Annotated in this window: 10 protein-coding genes; all 10 read left to right on the top strand. The window is 63.9% G+C overall.

The window, feature by feature from the left end; genetic code table 11:
• Window positions 1-2 precede the first annotated feature (2 nt).
• The 10 genes from MJ639_RS06140 (at window position 3) to MJ639_RS06095 (ending at window position 15,528) form a co-directional block, all read left to right on the top strand.
• Window positions 3-404: a PTS sugar transporter subunit IIA gene (locus MJ639_RS06140; protein WP_243369424.1), complete on the top strand. Its 402-nt coding sequence runs from the start codon at window positions 3-5 to the stop codon at window positions 402-404.
• Window positions 405-409: 5 nt separating this feature from the next.
• Entirely contained in the window at window positions 410-730 is a 321-nt protein-coding gene (locus MJ639_RS06135) for an HPr family phosphocarrier protein (RefSeq protein WP_243369423.1), read from the top strand.
• Between the two features lie 291 nt (window positions 731-1,021).
• The gene (gene ahcY, locus MJ639_RS06130; RefSeq protein WP_243369422.1) at window positions 1,022-2,422 is read left to right on the top strand and encodes an adenosylhomocysteinase; all 1,401 of its coding nucleotides are present in this window, start codon (window positions 1,022-1,024) and stop codon (window positions 2,420-2,422) included.
• 369 nt (window positions 2,423-2,791) lie between these two features.
• On the top strand, window positions 2,792-5,359 hold the full coding sequence (locus MJ639_RS06125) for a PAS domain-containing sensor histidine kinase (protein WP_243369421.1): 2,568 nt from the start codon (window positions 2,792-2,794) through the stop codon (window positions 5,357-5,359).
• Between the two features lie 8 nt (window positions 5,360-5,367).
• A complete protein-coding gene (gene tsaE / locus MJ639_RS06120; RefSeq protein ID WP_243369420.1) occupies window positions 5,368-6,948 on the top strand; it encodes a tRNA (adenosine(37)-N6)-threonylcarbamoyltransferase complex ATPase subunit type 1 TsaE in 1,581 nt (526 codons plus the stop codon).
• A gap of 9 nt (window positions 6,949-6,957) precedes the next feature.
• Window positions 6,958-7,692: a nucleotidyltransferase family protein gene (locus MJ639_RS06115; RefSeq protein ID WP_341482625.1), complete on the top strand. Its 735-nt coding sequence runs from the start codon at window positions 6,958-6,960 to the stop codon at window positions 7,690-7,692.
• A 9-nt stretch (window positions 7,693-7,701) separates the two neighbouring features.
• Entirely contained in the window at window positions 7,702-10,863 is a 3,162-nt protein-coding gene (gene addB, locus MJ639_RS06110; protein ID WP_243369419.1) for a double-strand break repair protein AddB, read from the top strand.
• Window positions 10,860-14,294: a double-strand break repair helicase AddA gene (addA, locus tag MJ639_RS06105; protein ID WP_243369418.1), complete on the top strand. Its 3,435-nt coding sequence runs from the start codon at window positions 10,860-10,862 to the stop codon at window positions 14,292-14,294. Before addB ends, addA begins: the two co-directional genes overlap by 4 nt.
• A 104-nt stretch (window positions 14,295-14,398) precedes the next feature.
• Window positions 14,399-14,719, top strand: coding sequence for a thioredoxin (trxA, locus tag MJ639_RS06100; RefSeq protein ID WP_243369417.1), 321 nt, complete (start codon window positions 14,399-14,401; stop codon window positions 14,717-14,719).
• A 116-nt stretch (window positions 14,720-14,835) separates the two neighbouring features.
• On the top strand, window positions 14,836-15,528 hold the full coding sequence (locus tag MJ639_RS06095) for a DUF930 domain-containing protein (protein ID WP_243369416.1): 693 nt from the start codon (window positions 14,836-14,838) through the stop codon (window positions 15,526-15,528).
• Window positions 15,529-15,538 lie beyond the last annotated feature (10 nt).

Genomic DNA, 15,538 nt, shown 5'->3' with positions numbered 1-15,538 from the left:
TTATGATTGGAATGGTGCTCGTCACCCACGGGCAGCTCGCGACGGAATTCAAAGCCGCGCTTGAGCATGTCGTGGGGCCTCAAGAGCAGCTCGAGACGATCACGATCGGCCCTGACGATGACATGGAAACACGGCGCAAGGACATCATGGCCGCCGTGTGCCGGGTCAATTCGGGCGAAGGCGTCGTGGTTTTGACCGACATGTTCGGGGGCACGCCCTCGAATCTGGCGCTTTCCTGCATGAACGGCGGCTCCGTCGAGGTGGTCGCCGGCATCAACCTGCCCATGCTGATCAAACTGGCCTCCGTCCGCGACGAGGAAGGCCTTGGCGATGCGGTCTTCCATGCGCAGGAGGCCGGGCGGAAATACATCAACATCGCCTCGCGCGTTCTGTCGGGAAAATAAGAAAAATGGACCAGCCCCTCGACCAGGATTGTCCCCCGGCTCCTGTGCCAGAGGGAGCCGAGGCCCGGGAACTTCCCATCATCAACAAGCGCGGCCTCCATGCCCGCGCCTCCGCCAAGTTCGTGCAGACCGTCGAACGCTTCAATTCCGACGTCACCGTGACCCGCTGCGGGGAAACCGTGGGCGGGCGCTCGATCATGGGCCTCCTGACCCTGGCCGCTGCCCAGGGCACGACGATCACCGTCACCGCCAAGGGTCAGGACGCAACGGATTGCCTCCAGGCCATCGACGACCTTCTCGCCAATAGGTTCGGCGAGGAGGAGTAAAACTTCTTTTCTGCCTTCTCACAATCACCGCCCTCATCCTGAGGAGCAGCCGCAAGGCGGCTGCGTCTCGAAGGAGGATCCAGCGCGCCCTGGAGGCGCCCTCGCCCTTCGAGGCACTACGCTCCTCAGGGTGAGGGCTAGGTTTTTCCAATACTCAGCGTCGTTTAACCCTGTCCCTTCAAAGCATATAAAGACATCTTTATATCTTGATTGCCTCCCGAGCAGCTCTCTGCTAGAGACAGCGCCAATCGAAACCCCAAAATTCAAATCTTACGGGTGCAGGAGGCCAGCATGGCTCAGGACTATATCGTTAAGGACATCGGCCTTGCCGATTTCGGCCGCAAGGAAATTTCGATCGCCGAAACCGAAATGCCGGGCCTCATGGCCGTTCGCGAGGAATACGGCCCGAAGCAGCCCCTGAAGGGCGCGCGCATCGCCGGCTCGCTCCACATGACCATCCAGACCGCAGTGCTGATCGAGACGCTCAAGGCTCTCGGCGCCGACATCCGCTGGGTGTCCTGCAACATCTATTCCACCCAGGACCACGCCGCCGCTGCGATTGCCGCCGCCGGCATCCCGGTCTTCGCCTATAAGGGCGAGACGCTGGTCGAGTACTGGGATTACACCGCGAAGCTGTTCGACTGGCATGGCGGCGGCGTGCCGAACATGATCCTCGACGACGGCGGCGATGCCACCATGCTCGTTCACCTCGGCCTGCGCGCCGAGCAGGGCGACGTGGCCTTCCTCGAGAAGCCGGGCGCAGAGGAAGAAGAAGTTCTCTTCGCGCTGATCAAGCGCCTACTGAAGGAAAAGCCGAAGGGCTGGTTCGCCGAAGTCGCCGCCTCGATCAAGGGCGTCTCGGAAGAGACCACCACGGGCGTTCACCGCCTCTACATCATGGCCAAGGAAGGCAAGCTGCTCTTCCCGGCGATCAACGTGAACGACTCGGTGACGAAGTCGAAGTTCGACAACCTCTATGGCTGCCGCGAGTCGCTGGTCGACGGCATCCGTCGCGGCACGGACGTGATGATGGCCGGCAAGGTCGCCATGGTCGCGGGCTTCGGCGACGTGGGCAAGGGCTCGGCCGCTTCGCTCCGCCAGGCCGGCTGCCGCGTGCTGGTTTCGGAAGTCGATCCGATCTGCGCACTTCAGGCCGCCATGGAAGGCTATGAGGTCACGACGATGGAAGACGCCGCTCCGCGCGCCGACATCTTCGTCACCGCCACCGGCAACAAGGACGTGATCACCATCGAGCACATGCGTGCGATGAAGGACCGCGCCATCGTCTGCAACATCGGCCACTTCGACAACGAGATCCAGGTTGCGGCTCTCAAGAACCTGAAGTGGGACAACGTGAAGCCGCAGGTGGACGAGATCACCTTCCCCGACGGCCACCGCATCATCCTGCTCTCGGAAGGCCGTCTCGTGAACCTCGGCAACGCCATGGGTCACCCGTCCTTCGTGATGTCGGCTTCCTTCACGAACCAGACCCTCGCCCAGATCGAGCTCTGGAACAACGCCGGCAAGTACGAGAAGAAGGTCTACACGCTGCCGAAGCACCTCGACGAGAAGGTCGCCTCGCTGCACCTGGAAAAGATCGGCGTGAAGCTCACCAAGCTGCGTCCCGATCAGGCTTCCTATATCGGCGTGTCGGAGAAGGGTCCGTTCAAGCCGGATCACTACCGTTACTGATATTCATCTTCCCCTACGGAAGATCGCAAGAAAGCCCGGCCTCGCGCCGGGCTTTTTTCATGGTGGTGCGGTCGAATCGCGCACGTTCCCCAGCGTCATGCATGTGTCGCAAATGCAATAGCTTTCCACCAATTGCGCACAGCTTCTCCAAAGGAAGATTAAGCCGGTATTAACCCTCTTCCTGGCGGAGTCAGGGGTGGTCTAAGGTGGGCGCGAATCGACCGGCGATACCGCGGTTTTATGCAAAACCATGCCGGCAGTTCCGTTCATGCGTAGGCGGTATCTCCTTGGGGGCACCAAGAATGGTCCTGAGGCATGAATTCACTTGGCCTGCTAAAGGGCCATCGGCATCGGGGAGGACCGCACGGCATGGCCGGGCATGGAGAGCGACAGATCGGCAGCCGGGGCGAAACAGGCGCCCTCGCAGGCTTTGCCCGCGCCTCCTTAAGCCTGGCGCTGCTGTCCGGAACATCCCGGGCGGCGCTTGCCGCCGACACGCCTGCTCATCTGATGGAGCAGGCCTCCGACATCCTCGCCTATCTCTCCGGCTTCCAACTGCACAGCGCTGCCGCCTTCGGCGTCTTCATGGGGCTGGTCTCGCTCACCACCATCACGTCCCTGCTGTTGATGGTCGAGCGTCGCCGCGCTGCCAGGACGGAGCGGGCGCTGCGTAAGGAACTCGCGGCCCTTCGCGGTTCGGACGATCTCGCGACCCTGCTCATGGGCTCCGAGCGCCAGCTGCTCGTGAGCTGGCAGGGCCGGAACAGCGAGCCTCGTTTCCAGGGCGATCCTTCCATCATCGCCGACGGCGCGCCCGCGCAACGCGCGCTCGCCTTCGGCACCTGGATGCAGCCCGTCGATGCCGCTTCCGCGGAAGCCTCTCTCGAACAGCTCAAGCAGCGCGGCGAAGCCTTCCGCCAAGTGTCGCGCACGCTCTCCGAGCGCTTCATCGACGTGGAAGGCCGCACCATCGGCGGCCGCGCGATCCTGCGCCTGCGCGACGTCACGGGCGAACGCGCCGATCTGTTGAAGACCCGCGCGGAGCTTGCCACCGCCCGCAGCGATCTTCGCTCCATGACCCTATTGCTGGACGATGTCGCCTATCCGCTCTGGATCCGCGACGCGGACGACAAGCTGCTCTGGGCGAACCAGGCCTATTTGCGCGCCGTCGAAGCATCGAACCTCGATGAGGCGATCCTTCGCTCCGTCGAATTGCTCAACGAGCGCACCCGCGAGGATGCGCGCCGCCAGCGCAAGAGCGGCGCAACTTATGCGGCGCGCGTGACGGCTTTCGTCGCAGGCCAGCGCGCCGTGCTCGACGTGATCGAGCGCCCCACCGCCGGCGGCAGCGCGGGCATCGCCGTCGACGTGTCGGAACTCGAAGCCGTGCGCACCGATCTGCAGCGGCAGATGGATGCGCATGTGCGCACGCTGGATCAGCTGCCCACGGCGGTTGCGATCTTCGACGGATCGCAGAACCTGATCTTCAGCAACGCCGCCTACCAGAATCTCTGGAATCTCGATGCCGCCTTCCTCTCCTCGCGCCCGACGGACAGCGAGGTGCTCGACCGCCTGCGCGCCGCGCGCAAATTGCCGGAGCAGGCGGATTTCCGCGCCTGGAAGGCGGATTTCCTCAACGGCTATCAATCGGTGGAGCAGCAGGAGACCTGGTGGCACCTGCCGGATCGACGCACCTTGCGCGTCGTCATCAACCCCAATCCGCAGGGCGGCGTGACCTATCTCTTCGACGACGTGAGCGAGCGCTTCGAGCTTGCCTCGCAGGTCAATTCGCTAACGCAGGTGCAGGGCGAGACGCTGAATACGCTGAAGGAAGGTGTGGCGGTGTTCGGCTCCGACGGACGCCTCAAGCTGCATAACCGCGCCTTCTCCGACATGTGGAACCTCTCGCCCGAACTGATGGCGCAGAATCCGCATGTGGAAACCATCATCAAGGCCTGCCGACTGCTCGCGCCGCAGGACGATGCCTGGATCGACATTCGCGGCGCGGTGGTCGGCCTTGCCGACATGCGCATGGGCCTCTCCTGCCGCATCGAGCGCCCTGATGGCTCGGCGCTCGATTGCACGGCGCAACCCCTGCCCGACGGCGCGACTCTCCTGAGCTTCACCGACGTGACCGCGAGCGTGAACGTGGAGCGCGCGCTCACCGAGCGCAACGACGCGCTGGAGCGCGCCTCACGTCTGCGCGACGAGTTCGTGCATCACGTGTCCTACGAGCTGCGCTCGCCGCTCACCAACATCATCGGCTTCGCGCATCTGCTCGACGATGGCACCGCTGGCGAGCTCAATCCGCGCCAGAAGGAATATACCGATCACATCGAGCGCTCCTCCAAGGCGCTACTGACGATGCTCAACGATATTCTCGATCTCGCCTCCATCGATACCGGCTCGCTGGAACTCACGCCCGAGATCGTGGATATCCGCTCCACCATCGAGGCCGCCATGCGAGGCCTGGAAGACAGGCTTGCGGAATCCTCGCTTCATCTCGTCATCGACACGCCGGACGACATCGGCACCTTCGTGGCGGACGGCAAGCGCGTGCGGCAGATCCTGTTCAACCTGCTCTCAAACGCGGTCGGCTTCTCCTCGCCGGGGCAGACCATCACGGTTGCTGCGCGCAAGCGTAACGGCGAGGTGATCTTCGACGTGAAGGATCAGGGCCGCGGCATTCCGCCTGAGATCAAGGCGCGCATCTTCGAGCGCTTCGAGAGCCACACGCTCGGCACCCGCCACCGGGGCGTGGGGCTTGGCCTGTCCATCGTGCGCTCCTTCGTGGAGCTGCATGGCGGGCGCATCGATCTCACCTCCGCGCCGGGCGAAGGCACGACCGTGACCTGCATATTTCCGAGCGAACGGCAGGAAACACCCTCCGATGGCCGATCCGGCCCCTCCGCGCTAACTCCTATGGCTGCCGAGTAGGATTGCCCATGGTGAATGGATTGGCCCTCATGTCCGAGCAGGATGTCTCCCAAGCCGCATGGATCGTGACGCTTCCCGATCACGAGGCCACGGAGAATTTCGCGCGCAGGCTCGCGGAAGAACTCAAAGCCGGCGACCTCGTGACGCTCTCGGGCGGCCTCGGTGCCGGCAAGACCACCTTCGCCCGCGCCCTCGTGCGCACGCTGGCGAACGATCCCGAACTTGAGGTTCCAAGCCCCACCTTCACCCTGATGCAGGTCTATGACGGCCTCGCCTGCCCCATCGTCCATGCGGATTTCTACCGCCTCTCCGGTGGCTACGAGCTGGTGGAGCTGGGCTGGGAGGAGATCACGGAAAACGCCATCACCCTCGTCGAGTGGCCCGAGCGCGCCGAGGAAGCGCTGAACCCGGAACATCTCGATATCCGCCTCGACATGGCACCCGGCGGCCGCGGCCGTATCGCCATGCTCACTGGCACCGGCGCTTTCGCCTCGCGCCTCCAGCGCATCAAGGCCTTCCGCAATCTGGTTGATCGTTGCGGCTGGTCTGATGCCGCGCGCCTGCCGATGCAAAGCGATGCCTCCGTCATTCGCTCCTACGAGCGCCTGGTGAAGCCGAACGGCGAAACCGCACTTCTCATGATCTCGCCGCCGCGCCCCGTCGGCCCGCCTGTGCGGCGCGGCAAGCCCTATACCACCATCGCGAAGCTGGCGGAGACCGTTCACGCATTCGTGGCGATGGACAAGGGCTTGCGCGCGCTCGGCTTCAGCGCGCCTTACATCTACGGCGAGGATCTCGATACGGGCCTTCTTCTCATCGAGGATCTCGGCGCCGAGCCTGTGATCGATGAGAACGGCCCGATTCCGGAGCGCTACGCGGAGGCCACGCGCCTTCTCGTGAAGCTCCACAGCACCGAGCTGCCGCAGGTTCTGCCGGTCTCGGACGACATCGAGCACGCAATCCCTGCCTACGACCTCGAAGCGATGCTGATCGAGGTGGAGCTTCTCGCCGATTGGTATGTGCCGCACATCATCGGCACGCAGCTTTCCGGCTCCGCCCGCGCGGAATTCGTCAATACCTGGACAGACACGCTCGGTGAAATCCTCGCAGGTCCTGTCACCTGGACGTTGCGCGACTTCCATTCGCCCAACCTTATCTGGATGGGCGAGCGTGAAGGCCTGCAGCGCGTGGGTCTCATCGATTTCCAGGACGCAACTCTCGGCTCGCCCGCCTACGACGTCGCCTCGCTCCTGCAGGATGCGCGCGTGACCGTTCCGGCCGATCTCGAACTCAAGCTCATCGGGCTCTACGCCCGCGACCGCAAAGCCCTCGATCCCGATTTCGACGTGTCGGCTTTCGCGCGCGCCTATGCGATCATGGCGGCACAGCGCGCCACCAAGATCCTCGGCATCTTCGCACGTCTCGACCGTCGGGACGGCAAGCCGCATTACCTGAAGCATCTGCCGCGCATCGAAGCCTATCTCGCCCGCAATCTCGCGCACCCGGCCTTGGCGAAGCTCAAGGTCTGGTACGAAACCTATCTGCCGCGCCTCATTCCGCTCGAGGATGAAGCGCCGCCTTCTGTTTGAGTTTTTTCAGTGTCTCATTTGTCTCAGCGCAAGCCTCACACCGCCATCGTTCTCGCAGCGGGTCTCGGCACGCGCATGTTGCCGATCACGGCGAGCATGCCCAAGCCCCTCGTGAAGGTGGCAGGGCAGAGCCTGATCGACTTCGCGCTCGACAAGCTGCACGAAGCCGGCATCGGCACGGTGGTAGTGAACGTTCACCATTTCGCGGACATGCTGGAAGCGCATCTGCGCACGCGCGCTTTCCCGAAGATCGTGGTGTCGGATGAGCGCGATCAATTGCTTGAGACCGGCGGCGGCGTGAAGAAAGCTTTGCCGTTTCTAGGACAAGATCCCTTCATCACCTTCAATTCCGATTCCATGTGGATCGAAGGCGATAACCCGAATCTCAAGCGCCTCGTGGAAGCCTGGGATGCGGAGCGCATGGACATTCTCATGCTCGTCGCGCCGTTATCCACAAGTGTCGGTTATGAAGGAAAAGGCGATTTTCACCGCGATGCGGATGGCACCTTGCGCCGTCGCGGCGACGATCCGAGTTCGGATTTTGTCTACGCGGGCGTCGCGATCGTGAAGCCCGAGATGGTTGAAGGATCACCCGACGGCGCCTTCTCGGCCAACGCCTTCTACAATCGCGCCATCGCCAATGGCCGCCTCCATGGCTTGCCTCTGGAAGGCCAATGGCTGCATGTTGGAGAGCCTCACACCATCGGTGAGGCAGAAAAGTGCCTTGCCGCCGTTAAGCGATGAGGTTTTATCTTGTCGAGCACGCCGCGCGTTTTCTCAATTCCCCCGGGTTGCGCCTTTCTGCCGACCCTGGTGGAGGCGCTGCTTGACGGACGCCTCGTCGGCCCGCTTTCCGACGATCCCACCGCTCTTTCCGACATCACCATCTACGTCCCGACCCGCCGCGCCACGCGCGCGCTGATCGCGCTTCTGGCGGAACGCGGCGCGGGCCGCGCGCAATTGCTGCCGCGCATCGTGCCGCTCGGCGAGACGGATGAAGCCGAATTTGAATTGACGGGATTGGAAGGCACGCCCTTCGCGGAAGCGGCGAGCCTGAAGCCGCCCATTCCACCCCTGGAGCGCCGCCTCATCCTCACCCGCCTCGTGCAGCGCTGGTCGGCGGAAGTGGACCGTGCGCTGTTGCAGCTTGGGCCCGAGGTGCCGTTCATGGTGCCTGCATCACCCGCCGATGCGGTGAACCTTGCGGGCGATCTCGAAACGCTGATGGATGCCTTAACCACGGAAGGTATCGACTGGCATGCCCTCGAACTGGCGGTCGATTCCGACTATTCGCGATATTTCGAGATCACGCGCCATTTCGTGCAGATCGCGAGCGAGAACTGGCCGAAGATTCTCGCCGAGCGCGCTGCGAGCGATCCGGCGCAGCGCCGCACCGCTCTCATCGAAGCGGAAGCACGCCGCCTCACCCGCGAGCGACCGGATAATCCCATCATCGTCGCGGGCTCCACCGGCTCCGTGCCCGCCACCGCGAACCTGATGGCCACCATCGCGCGCCTGCCGCGCGGCGCCATCGTGCTTCCCGGCCTCGACACGGATCTCGACGAGGAAAGCTGGTCCACCATCGGCGGCGCTGGCGACGAAGAGAGCGACCCCGTTCACAGCCATCCGCAGGCGTCACTGCGCCGTCTGATCGACAGACATCTGCGCATCACGCGTTCCGACGTCACCATCCTCGGCGAGCTATCGGGCCAGGCGCAGGCACGCAACCATCTGCTCTCGGAAGCGTTGCGCCCCGCCGACACCACTGACCGCTGGGCATCGATCACGTCCGAAGACCGTCTTGCGATGAGCAGCAAGGGCTGCGAGGGCCTCACCATCATCGAGGCGATGGACGAGCGCGAGGAGGCGCTTTCCATCGCGATTGCCTTGCGCGAAACGCTTCAGCATCCCGACAAGACCGCAGCTCTCGTTACGCCGGATCGCTCGCTTGCCGCGCGCGTGACGGCGGAACTCGCGCGCTGGGGATTGAGCGTGGAGGACTCGGCGGGCATTCCGCTGGCCGACACGCCCGCAGGCCGCCTCGCGCGTCTTGCGGCGGAAGCAGCAGCCGACGATTTGAGCCCCGTGCGCCTGCTCTCGCTGCTCGCACACCCCCTCGTACGCCTCGGCTTCCCGCGCGCAACCGTGGAACATGCGGCGAGCGTGCTCGAAATCGGCGTGCTGCGCGGCCCTGCGCCCTCTCCCGGCATCGAGGGCATGCGTGCCGCGCTCGCCGCCCGCCGCGCAGGCAAGGATCATCGCACGCCGCGTCCCCGCGCGCGCCTTACGGAAGAAGATTGGGATCTTGCCGACACGCTGCTGCAGCGGCTCGATCTCGCCTTCCAGACCTTCACGCCTGCCGCGCACGGCGAGGAGCGCATCGATCTGATGGCGCTGGTGGAGCACCACCGCCGCGCTTTCGAATATCTCTGCGCGACGCCCGAGGAAGAGGAGAGCGAAAGCGAACAATCTTTCGAGCCTCTTGCCGCTTTGTTCGATGATCTGACGAACTCGGATATCCGCAAGGAAGGCGGGCATCCACTCGAAGGCCGCTTCGTCGATTATCCGGCTTTCTTTACCGCGCTTGCCAAACAACAGACGTTGAGCCCGTCGCCGCGCTCCACCCATCGTCGCTTGAAGATCTTAGGCTTGCTCGAAGCGCGCCTTCTCTCCGTGGATCGCGTGGTGCTCGGCGGCTTGGATGAGGGCACATGGCCGCCGCGCACGGTGACGGATGCATTCCTCAATCGACCCATGCGCGCCCGCGTCGGCCTGATGCCGCCGGAGCGGCGTATCGGTCAGACCGCGCACGATTTCGTGCAGGCGCTCGGCACGCACGACGTGGTGATCACCCGCGCCCACAAGCGCGACGGCTCGCCCATGGTGCCCTCGCGCTTCCTGCAACGCCTCAAGGCTTTTACCGGCAAGGATGTGTGGGAGCGCATGACGAAAGCAGGCGAGCACTACCGCCGCCTCGCGCGCACTCTCGACACACCGGAACCTGCACCCGCTCTGCCGCGTCCGCGTCCGAAGCCCGATCCAGCTCTCTTCCCGCGTTCCTTGAGCGTGACGGAAGTGGAAACGCTGGTGCGCGATCCCTATTCCATCTTCGCACGCCATGTGTTGAAGCTCGATGCGCTGGAGGCTATCGCGGTTGCGCCGAGCGCCGCCGAGCGCGGCACGATCATTCACGACGTGGTTGGAACATTCGCCGAGCGCTTCCCGAAAGAGATTCCGGCCCATGCGGATGAAATCCTGCTCGGTCTCGGCGAGGAAGCCTTCGCCGAAATCCGCGAAGCCTATCCCGAACTCTATGCGGAATGGTGGCCGCGCTTCGAGCGTCTCGCCATCGCGTTTCTCGACTGGGAAATCGAGCGCCGCCCTGCCCTCGTTGAAGTTCATGCCGAGCGCTCGGGCCGTCTCTCGATTCCGCTTCCCGACGGTTCGATCTTCAATCTGCGCGCTCGTGCCGACCGCATCGAGCATCGCCGCGATGGCGGCTTCACCATCGTCGATTTCAAGACCGGCCAACCGCCCGGATTGCGCGAGGTCTATGCCGGCTTCTCGCCGCAGCTGACACTGGAAGCGATGATGCTGATGAAAGGCGCCTTCAAGGGCCTCCCCATGGCGAAGGAGACGCCGCATCTTCTCTACGTTCACACCACCGGCGGACGCGAGCCGATCAAGCCGCGTCTCATCGAGCCGGGGCGCAACGAGGAGCGCTCGGTGGCCGAGATCGTGGAAGAGCACCGCCGCCGCTTCGAGGGCATGATCGCGCGTTTCGTGAAGGGCGAATCGGCTTACGTGTCGCGGCCCTTCCCGAAATATGCGCGGCGCTTCTCCGAATACGATCACCTGGCGCGGGTGAAGGAATGGTCGCTGGCGAGCGCCGGCGGTGGTGAGGGCGGCGAATGAGCAACGATCTCGTCATTCCCGATTATACCAAGCAGGCGCAGCGCCGCGCCGCGAACCCGCGCGCTTCCGCGTGGGTGTCCGCCAATGCAGGCGCGGGCAAGACAAAGGTGCTTACCGACCGCGTGGTGCGCCTGCTGCTCGCAGGTTCGCTCCCCGGACGAATTCTGTGTCTGACCTTCACCAAGGCCGCTGCCGCCAACATGGCGATCCGCGTCTTCGAGCGCTTGGGGAAATGGGTGACAATGGACGAGGACAGCCTCGTTGCGGAGCTCACCGAACTCGAAGGCCAAAAGCCCACGCGCGCCCAAGTGAAGCTGGCGCGCACGCTCTTCGCACGTGCCGTCGAAACGCCGGGCGGTTTGAAGATCGACACCATTCACGCCTTCTGCGAACGGCTTTTACATCTCGTGCCCTTCGAGGCCAATGTGCCCGCGCGTTTCGCGGTGCTGGACGAGAGCCAGACTGACGAGTTGCTGGCGCAGGCCGTGAAGAACGTGCTGGCCGACGCGTCGAACGGCAACTTCCCGCATCTGAAAGAGGCCCTCGACATCATCAGCGTCGATGCGGTGGGCGATGCGCTGATGAATGCCTTGAACGCCGCTCTGCGGTGCAAGGATGCGCTGCGTGATGTCACCGGCATCGCGCGCCTGCGTCAGGAGCTGGGGCTGAAACCCGACGAGACGCTTGCAAGCATTGAATTGGCGATGCTGGAAGGAGGCCTGAAGCCTGAGAACTGGCCTGCCATCGCGCAGGAATTGATGGCGGGAAAGGCAACCGATCAGAAGCGCGCTGCATCGCTGATCGCCGCTGCTGAAGCGACCGATCCTGCCGCCAGGCTCGAACATTATCTTTCGGTCTTCCTCACGGATACCGGAACGCCCCGCAAGGGGTCAGCCTTCCTGACAAAGGATATCGACGAAGGGTTGAAGGAGAGGCTGCTCGACGAGCAGAGCCGTATCTGGAACCTCATCGACAAGCAGAAGGCGGCGCGTGCCGTCGAGCGTACGCAGGCTCTTTTCCTGATTGCCGCAGAGATTCACGACCGGGTCGAGAGCCAGAAGATGCGCCTCGGTGCGCTCGACTTCCAGGACCTGATCGACAAGACGCTCGCGCTTCTCTCGCGCGGCGACACGGCTTGGGTTCTCTACAAGCTCGATCGCGGCATCGACCATGTGCTGATCGACGAGGCGCAGGACACGAATCCGCAGCAATGGGAAATCCTGCGCAAGATCACGGAGGACTTCACGGCAGGTGCAGGTTCAGCGGGCATGCGCATCCGCACGCTCTTCGCCGTGGGCGATCCCAAGCAGTCGATCTATGGCTTTCAAGGAGCCGCTCCGCAGGAATTCGAATCCACCCGCCGCGACTGGTCAAGAAAGGTGCGCGAGGCCGAGCTTCTGTTCGAGGACGTGTCGCTCACCATGTCGTTCCGCTCCGCGAAAGCGGTGCTCTCGGCGGTGGATGCCACCTTCGCGGTGGAGAAGAACTTCAAGGGCCTCTCCTTCGAGGACAAGGCTATCGGCACCGTGCATGAAAGCGCGCGCCCGCATGCGCCGGGCCTCGTGGAATTGTGGCCGACGGAAACGCCTGCCGCCGAGGAGGAGCCGGAAGCCTGGGTTCTGCCCGTCGATGAACCCGAACAGCAATCGCCTCCGGTCGTCATCGCACGCCGCATTGCAAAGGCCGTGCAATGCTGGACCACCAAGGGGGACGAGCAGGGTCGCGTGTGGACGGCAGGCGACGTGCTCGTTCTCGTGCGCAAGCGCGGCGCCGCCTTCGAGGCGGTGATCCGCGCGTTGAAGGAGGCAGGCGTGCCGGTGGCGGGCGCGGACCGGCTCAATATCGGCGAGCATATCGCCGTGCTCGATCTCGTGGCAGCGGGCCGCGCGGCGCTTCTGCCGGATGACGATCTCACGCTCGCGACCGCGCTGAAATCGCCGCTCGTCGGCCTCACCGACGACGATCTCATTCGCATCGCGGCATACCGCGCCGATGACGAGTCACTGCACGCGGCTCTCACGCGCCATGCGGAAGCGGGCGATGCAAAGGCACAACGCAGCTGCGAGGCCTTGCAGGCATGGCGCGAGCTTGCCGCATCGCACGGCCCCTTCGGCTTCTTCGCCACCCTGCTCGGGCCGCGCGGCGGGCGCTCGCAGCTTGTCGCGCGTCTCGGCAGCGAAGCGGGCGATGCCATCGACGCTTTCCTGTGCTTCGCGCAGCAATCGGAAATGACGGAGACGCCATCGCTCACCGTCTTTCTCAATCGTTTCGAATCCGCTTCACACACCATCAAGCGCGATCTCGACTCGGTGAACAACGAAGTGCGCGTGATGACGGTGCATGGCGCGAAAGGTCTCGAAGCGCCCATCGTCATTCTCATCGACGGCTGCGAGGTGCTGGGCCGCGATCCGCCGCTGTTGCAGATCAGGACGACGACCGGCGGCACGATTCCCGTCTGGTCTCCGGGCAAGAACTCCGATTGCGGCGCCATGGAAGAGGCGCGCGATCTCCTGCACGCGAAGGGCTACGAGGAGCACAACCGCCTGCTCTATGTGGCGATGACGCGCGCCAAGGATCGTCTCGTGATCGCGCCCTATCTGACGGGCCGCAAGGATTCGCCGCAGGAAGCGTGGTGCGAGATGATCCGCCACGGCCTCGTGGAGAAGGCGGGCGGCCTGGAGCGCTCCGAGGCACCTTACGGCCCCATCGAGCTCTGGCGCGAGGGTTCGCCGCTCGCGCGCACCCTTGCCGCCGAATCGGATGTGGCTCCGCTCGAGCCTTTCGAGGTCCCGGCCTGGCTCACCCTGCCCGCCCGGCCCGAGCCTGAACCCCTGCCCCCGATCCGCCCGTCAAGCGCGCTCGGCGCGGCGGAGCGCATGACGCGTCCGGGCGATGGCCCCTATGCGCCGGATGCGCGGCTGCGTGGCACCCTGGTCCATGCTCTGCTGGAGCGCCTGCCTGCCTTGGCACCTGAGCATCGCGAGACCATGGCCCGCGCCTATGTGCAGGCCCGCGCGCCGCGCTTGGCCCAAGAGGTTCGCGAGGCGGTGATCGCCAATGCCCGCGACGTGCTGGAGCACGAAGGCCTCAAGGCCCTGTTCGGCCCCGGCTCAAGGCCTGAGGCTCCGATTGCCGGCAAGGTGCTGACGGATCAGGGAGAACTCATGGTCTCCGGTCAGATCGACCGTCTGGCCGTGCTGGAGAACGAGGTGCTGGTGGCCGATTTCAAGACCACCGCCCGTGCCCCCAAACCAGGCCAGACGCCACCGCGATCCTATGTGGCCCAGCTCGCGCTCTACCGGATGCTGCTTTCCGAAATCTATCCGGACAAGCGCATCCGCACCTTCCTGGTCTGGACGGCGGGACCGGTCATCCATGAACTCATGGAACCGGAGTTGGAGGAGGCACTGACCCTCATCAAAGCGGCGTGATGGAAATAGCCCTTGCTTGATTCCCCAAACCGCCGTTCTTACCTTGGCTCTATCGTTGTGCGGCTCGAAGTGAGTCGCTGTTTCAAAAGTTCAAAGGTGATGTGATGGCGACCGTGAAGGTAACCGACGCAAGCTTCGCGCAGGACGTCCTGCAATCCTCCGAGCCCGTCGTGGTCGATTTCTGGGCCGAATGGTGCGGTCCCTGCCGCATGATCGGCCCGGCCCTGGAAGAAATCTCCAACGAGATGGAGGGCAAGGTGAAGATCGTGAAGATCAACGTGGACGAGAATCCGCAGGTCGCCTCGCAATTCGGCATCCGCTCTATCCCGGCCCTCATGCTGTTCAAGGGTGGCCAGGTCGTCTCCCAGAAGATCGGCGCTGCCCCCAAGGGCGACCTCGCCCGCTGGATCCAGGCCTCAGCCTGATCCTTTTCAGGTGCGAAAGAACACGAAGGGGCCTCGAAGGCCCCTTTTTCGTATCTGCCACGCTCTTGCCGGAATGAAATCTCATCACACTTCAAAGGCCCTGAAGAGGCCGTGTGATGAAAGAGAGTATGGTGGGCTCCAAGGCGACCAGAGCCGTCTCGATTCTGTTCGGGGATGATCCTTGGATTTTCCCGGCATCCCTGCTTTTGCACGCCTTGTTGCTGCTTGCTCTGGGCAGTCTCCTCGCCCCCAGAATCTTGCCCGCGCTCATCGAGAGCATCCCTGTCGAAATCTGGTCGCCCGAGGATTGGGCCATCGTCGGCACGCCTTCGTCCGAAAGTGTTCCCTCCGAGATGCGTGAGGCCACGCCAGCCTTGGCGCAGCCTGGGGCGCCCATGCCTCAAAGCCCAGATCCGATCCGCGCTACGACGATGCTTTCCTCTGCAGCCTTAGCGCATCCGCAGAGCCGCGCCATGCGGACCGCTCTCGAACGGATGGACGAGGAAACGCGCTTGGAGCAACTCTGCGGCATCGAGGCGATGGCGCAGATCGCGGCCCATCTCCAGGCTTTCAAGCCGGATCGAATCGTCGCCTATGCGAAAGCGGATGTGCGGCTTGCCAGAAACATCCTCATCGCCGACGGCGCTGCGTTCCGCAGCGGCCGGGAGTGGCATGAGGTGAAATTCACATGCGAGTTCGGCGCGAACCGGCGGAACGTGCAAGCGTTCGAGTTCACTGTCGGCAATGCAATCCCGAAACGAGATTGGGAGAGATACAATCTTCCCGATCCCGCATTCGACACCGACTAGAACCGGCGCG

The organism is Microvirga solisilvae (genome assembly GCF_022808595.1).
GTDB lineage: Bacteria > Pseudomonadota > Alphaproteobacteria > Rhizobiales > Beijerinckiaceae > Microvirga > Microvirga solisilvae.
Note: the sequence above shows the minus strand (reverse complement) of the source record. Positions and strands in the feature narration are given on the sequence as shown.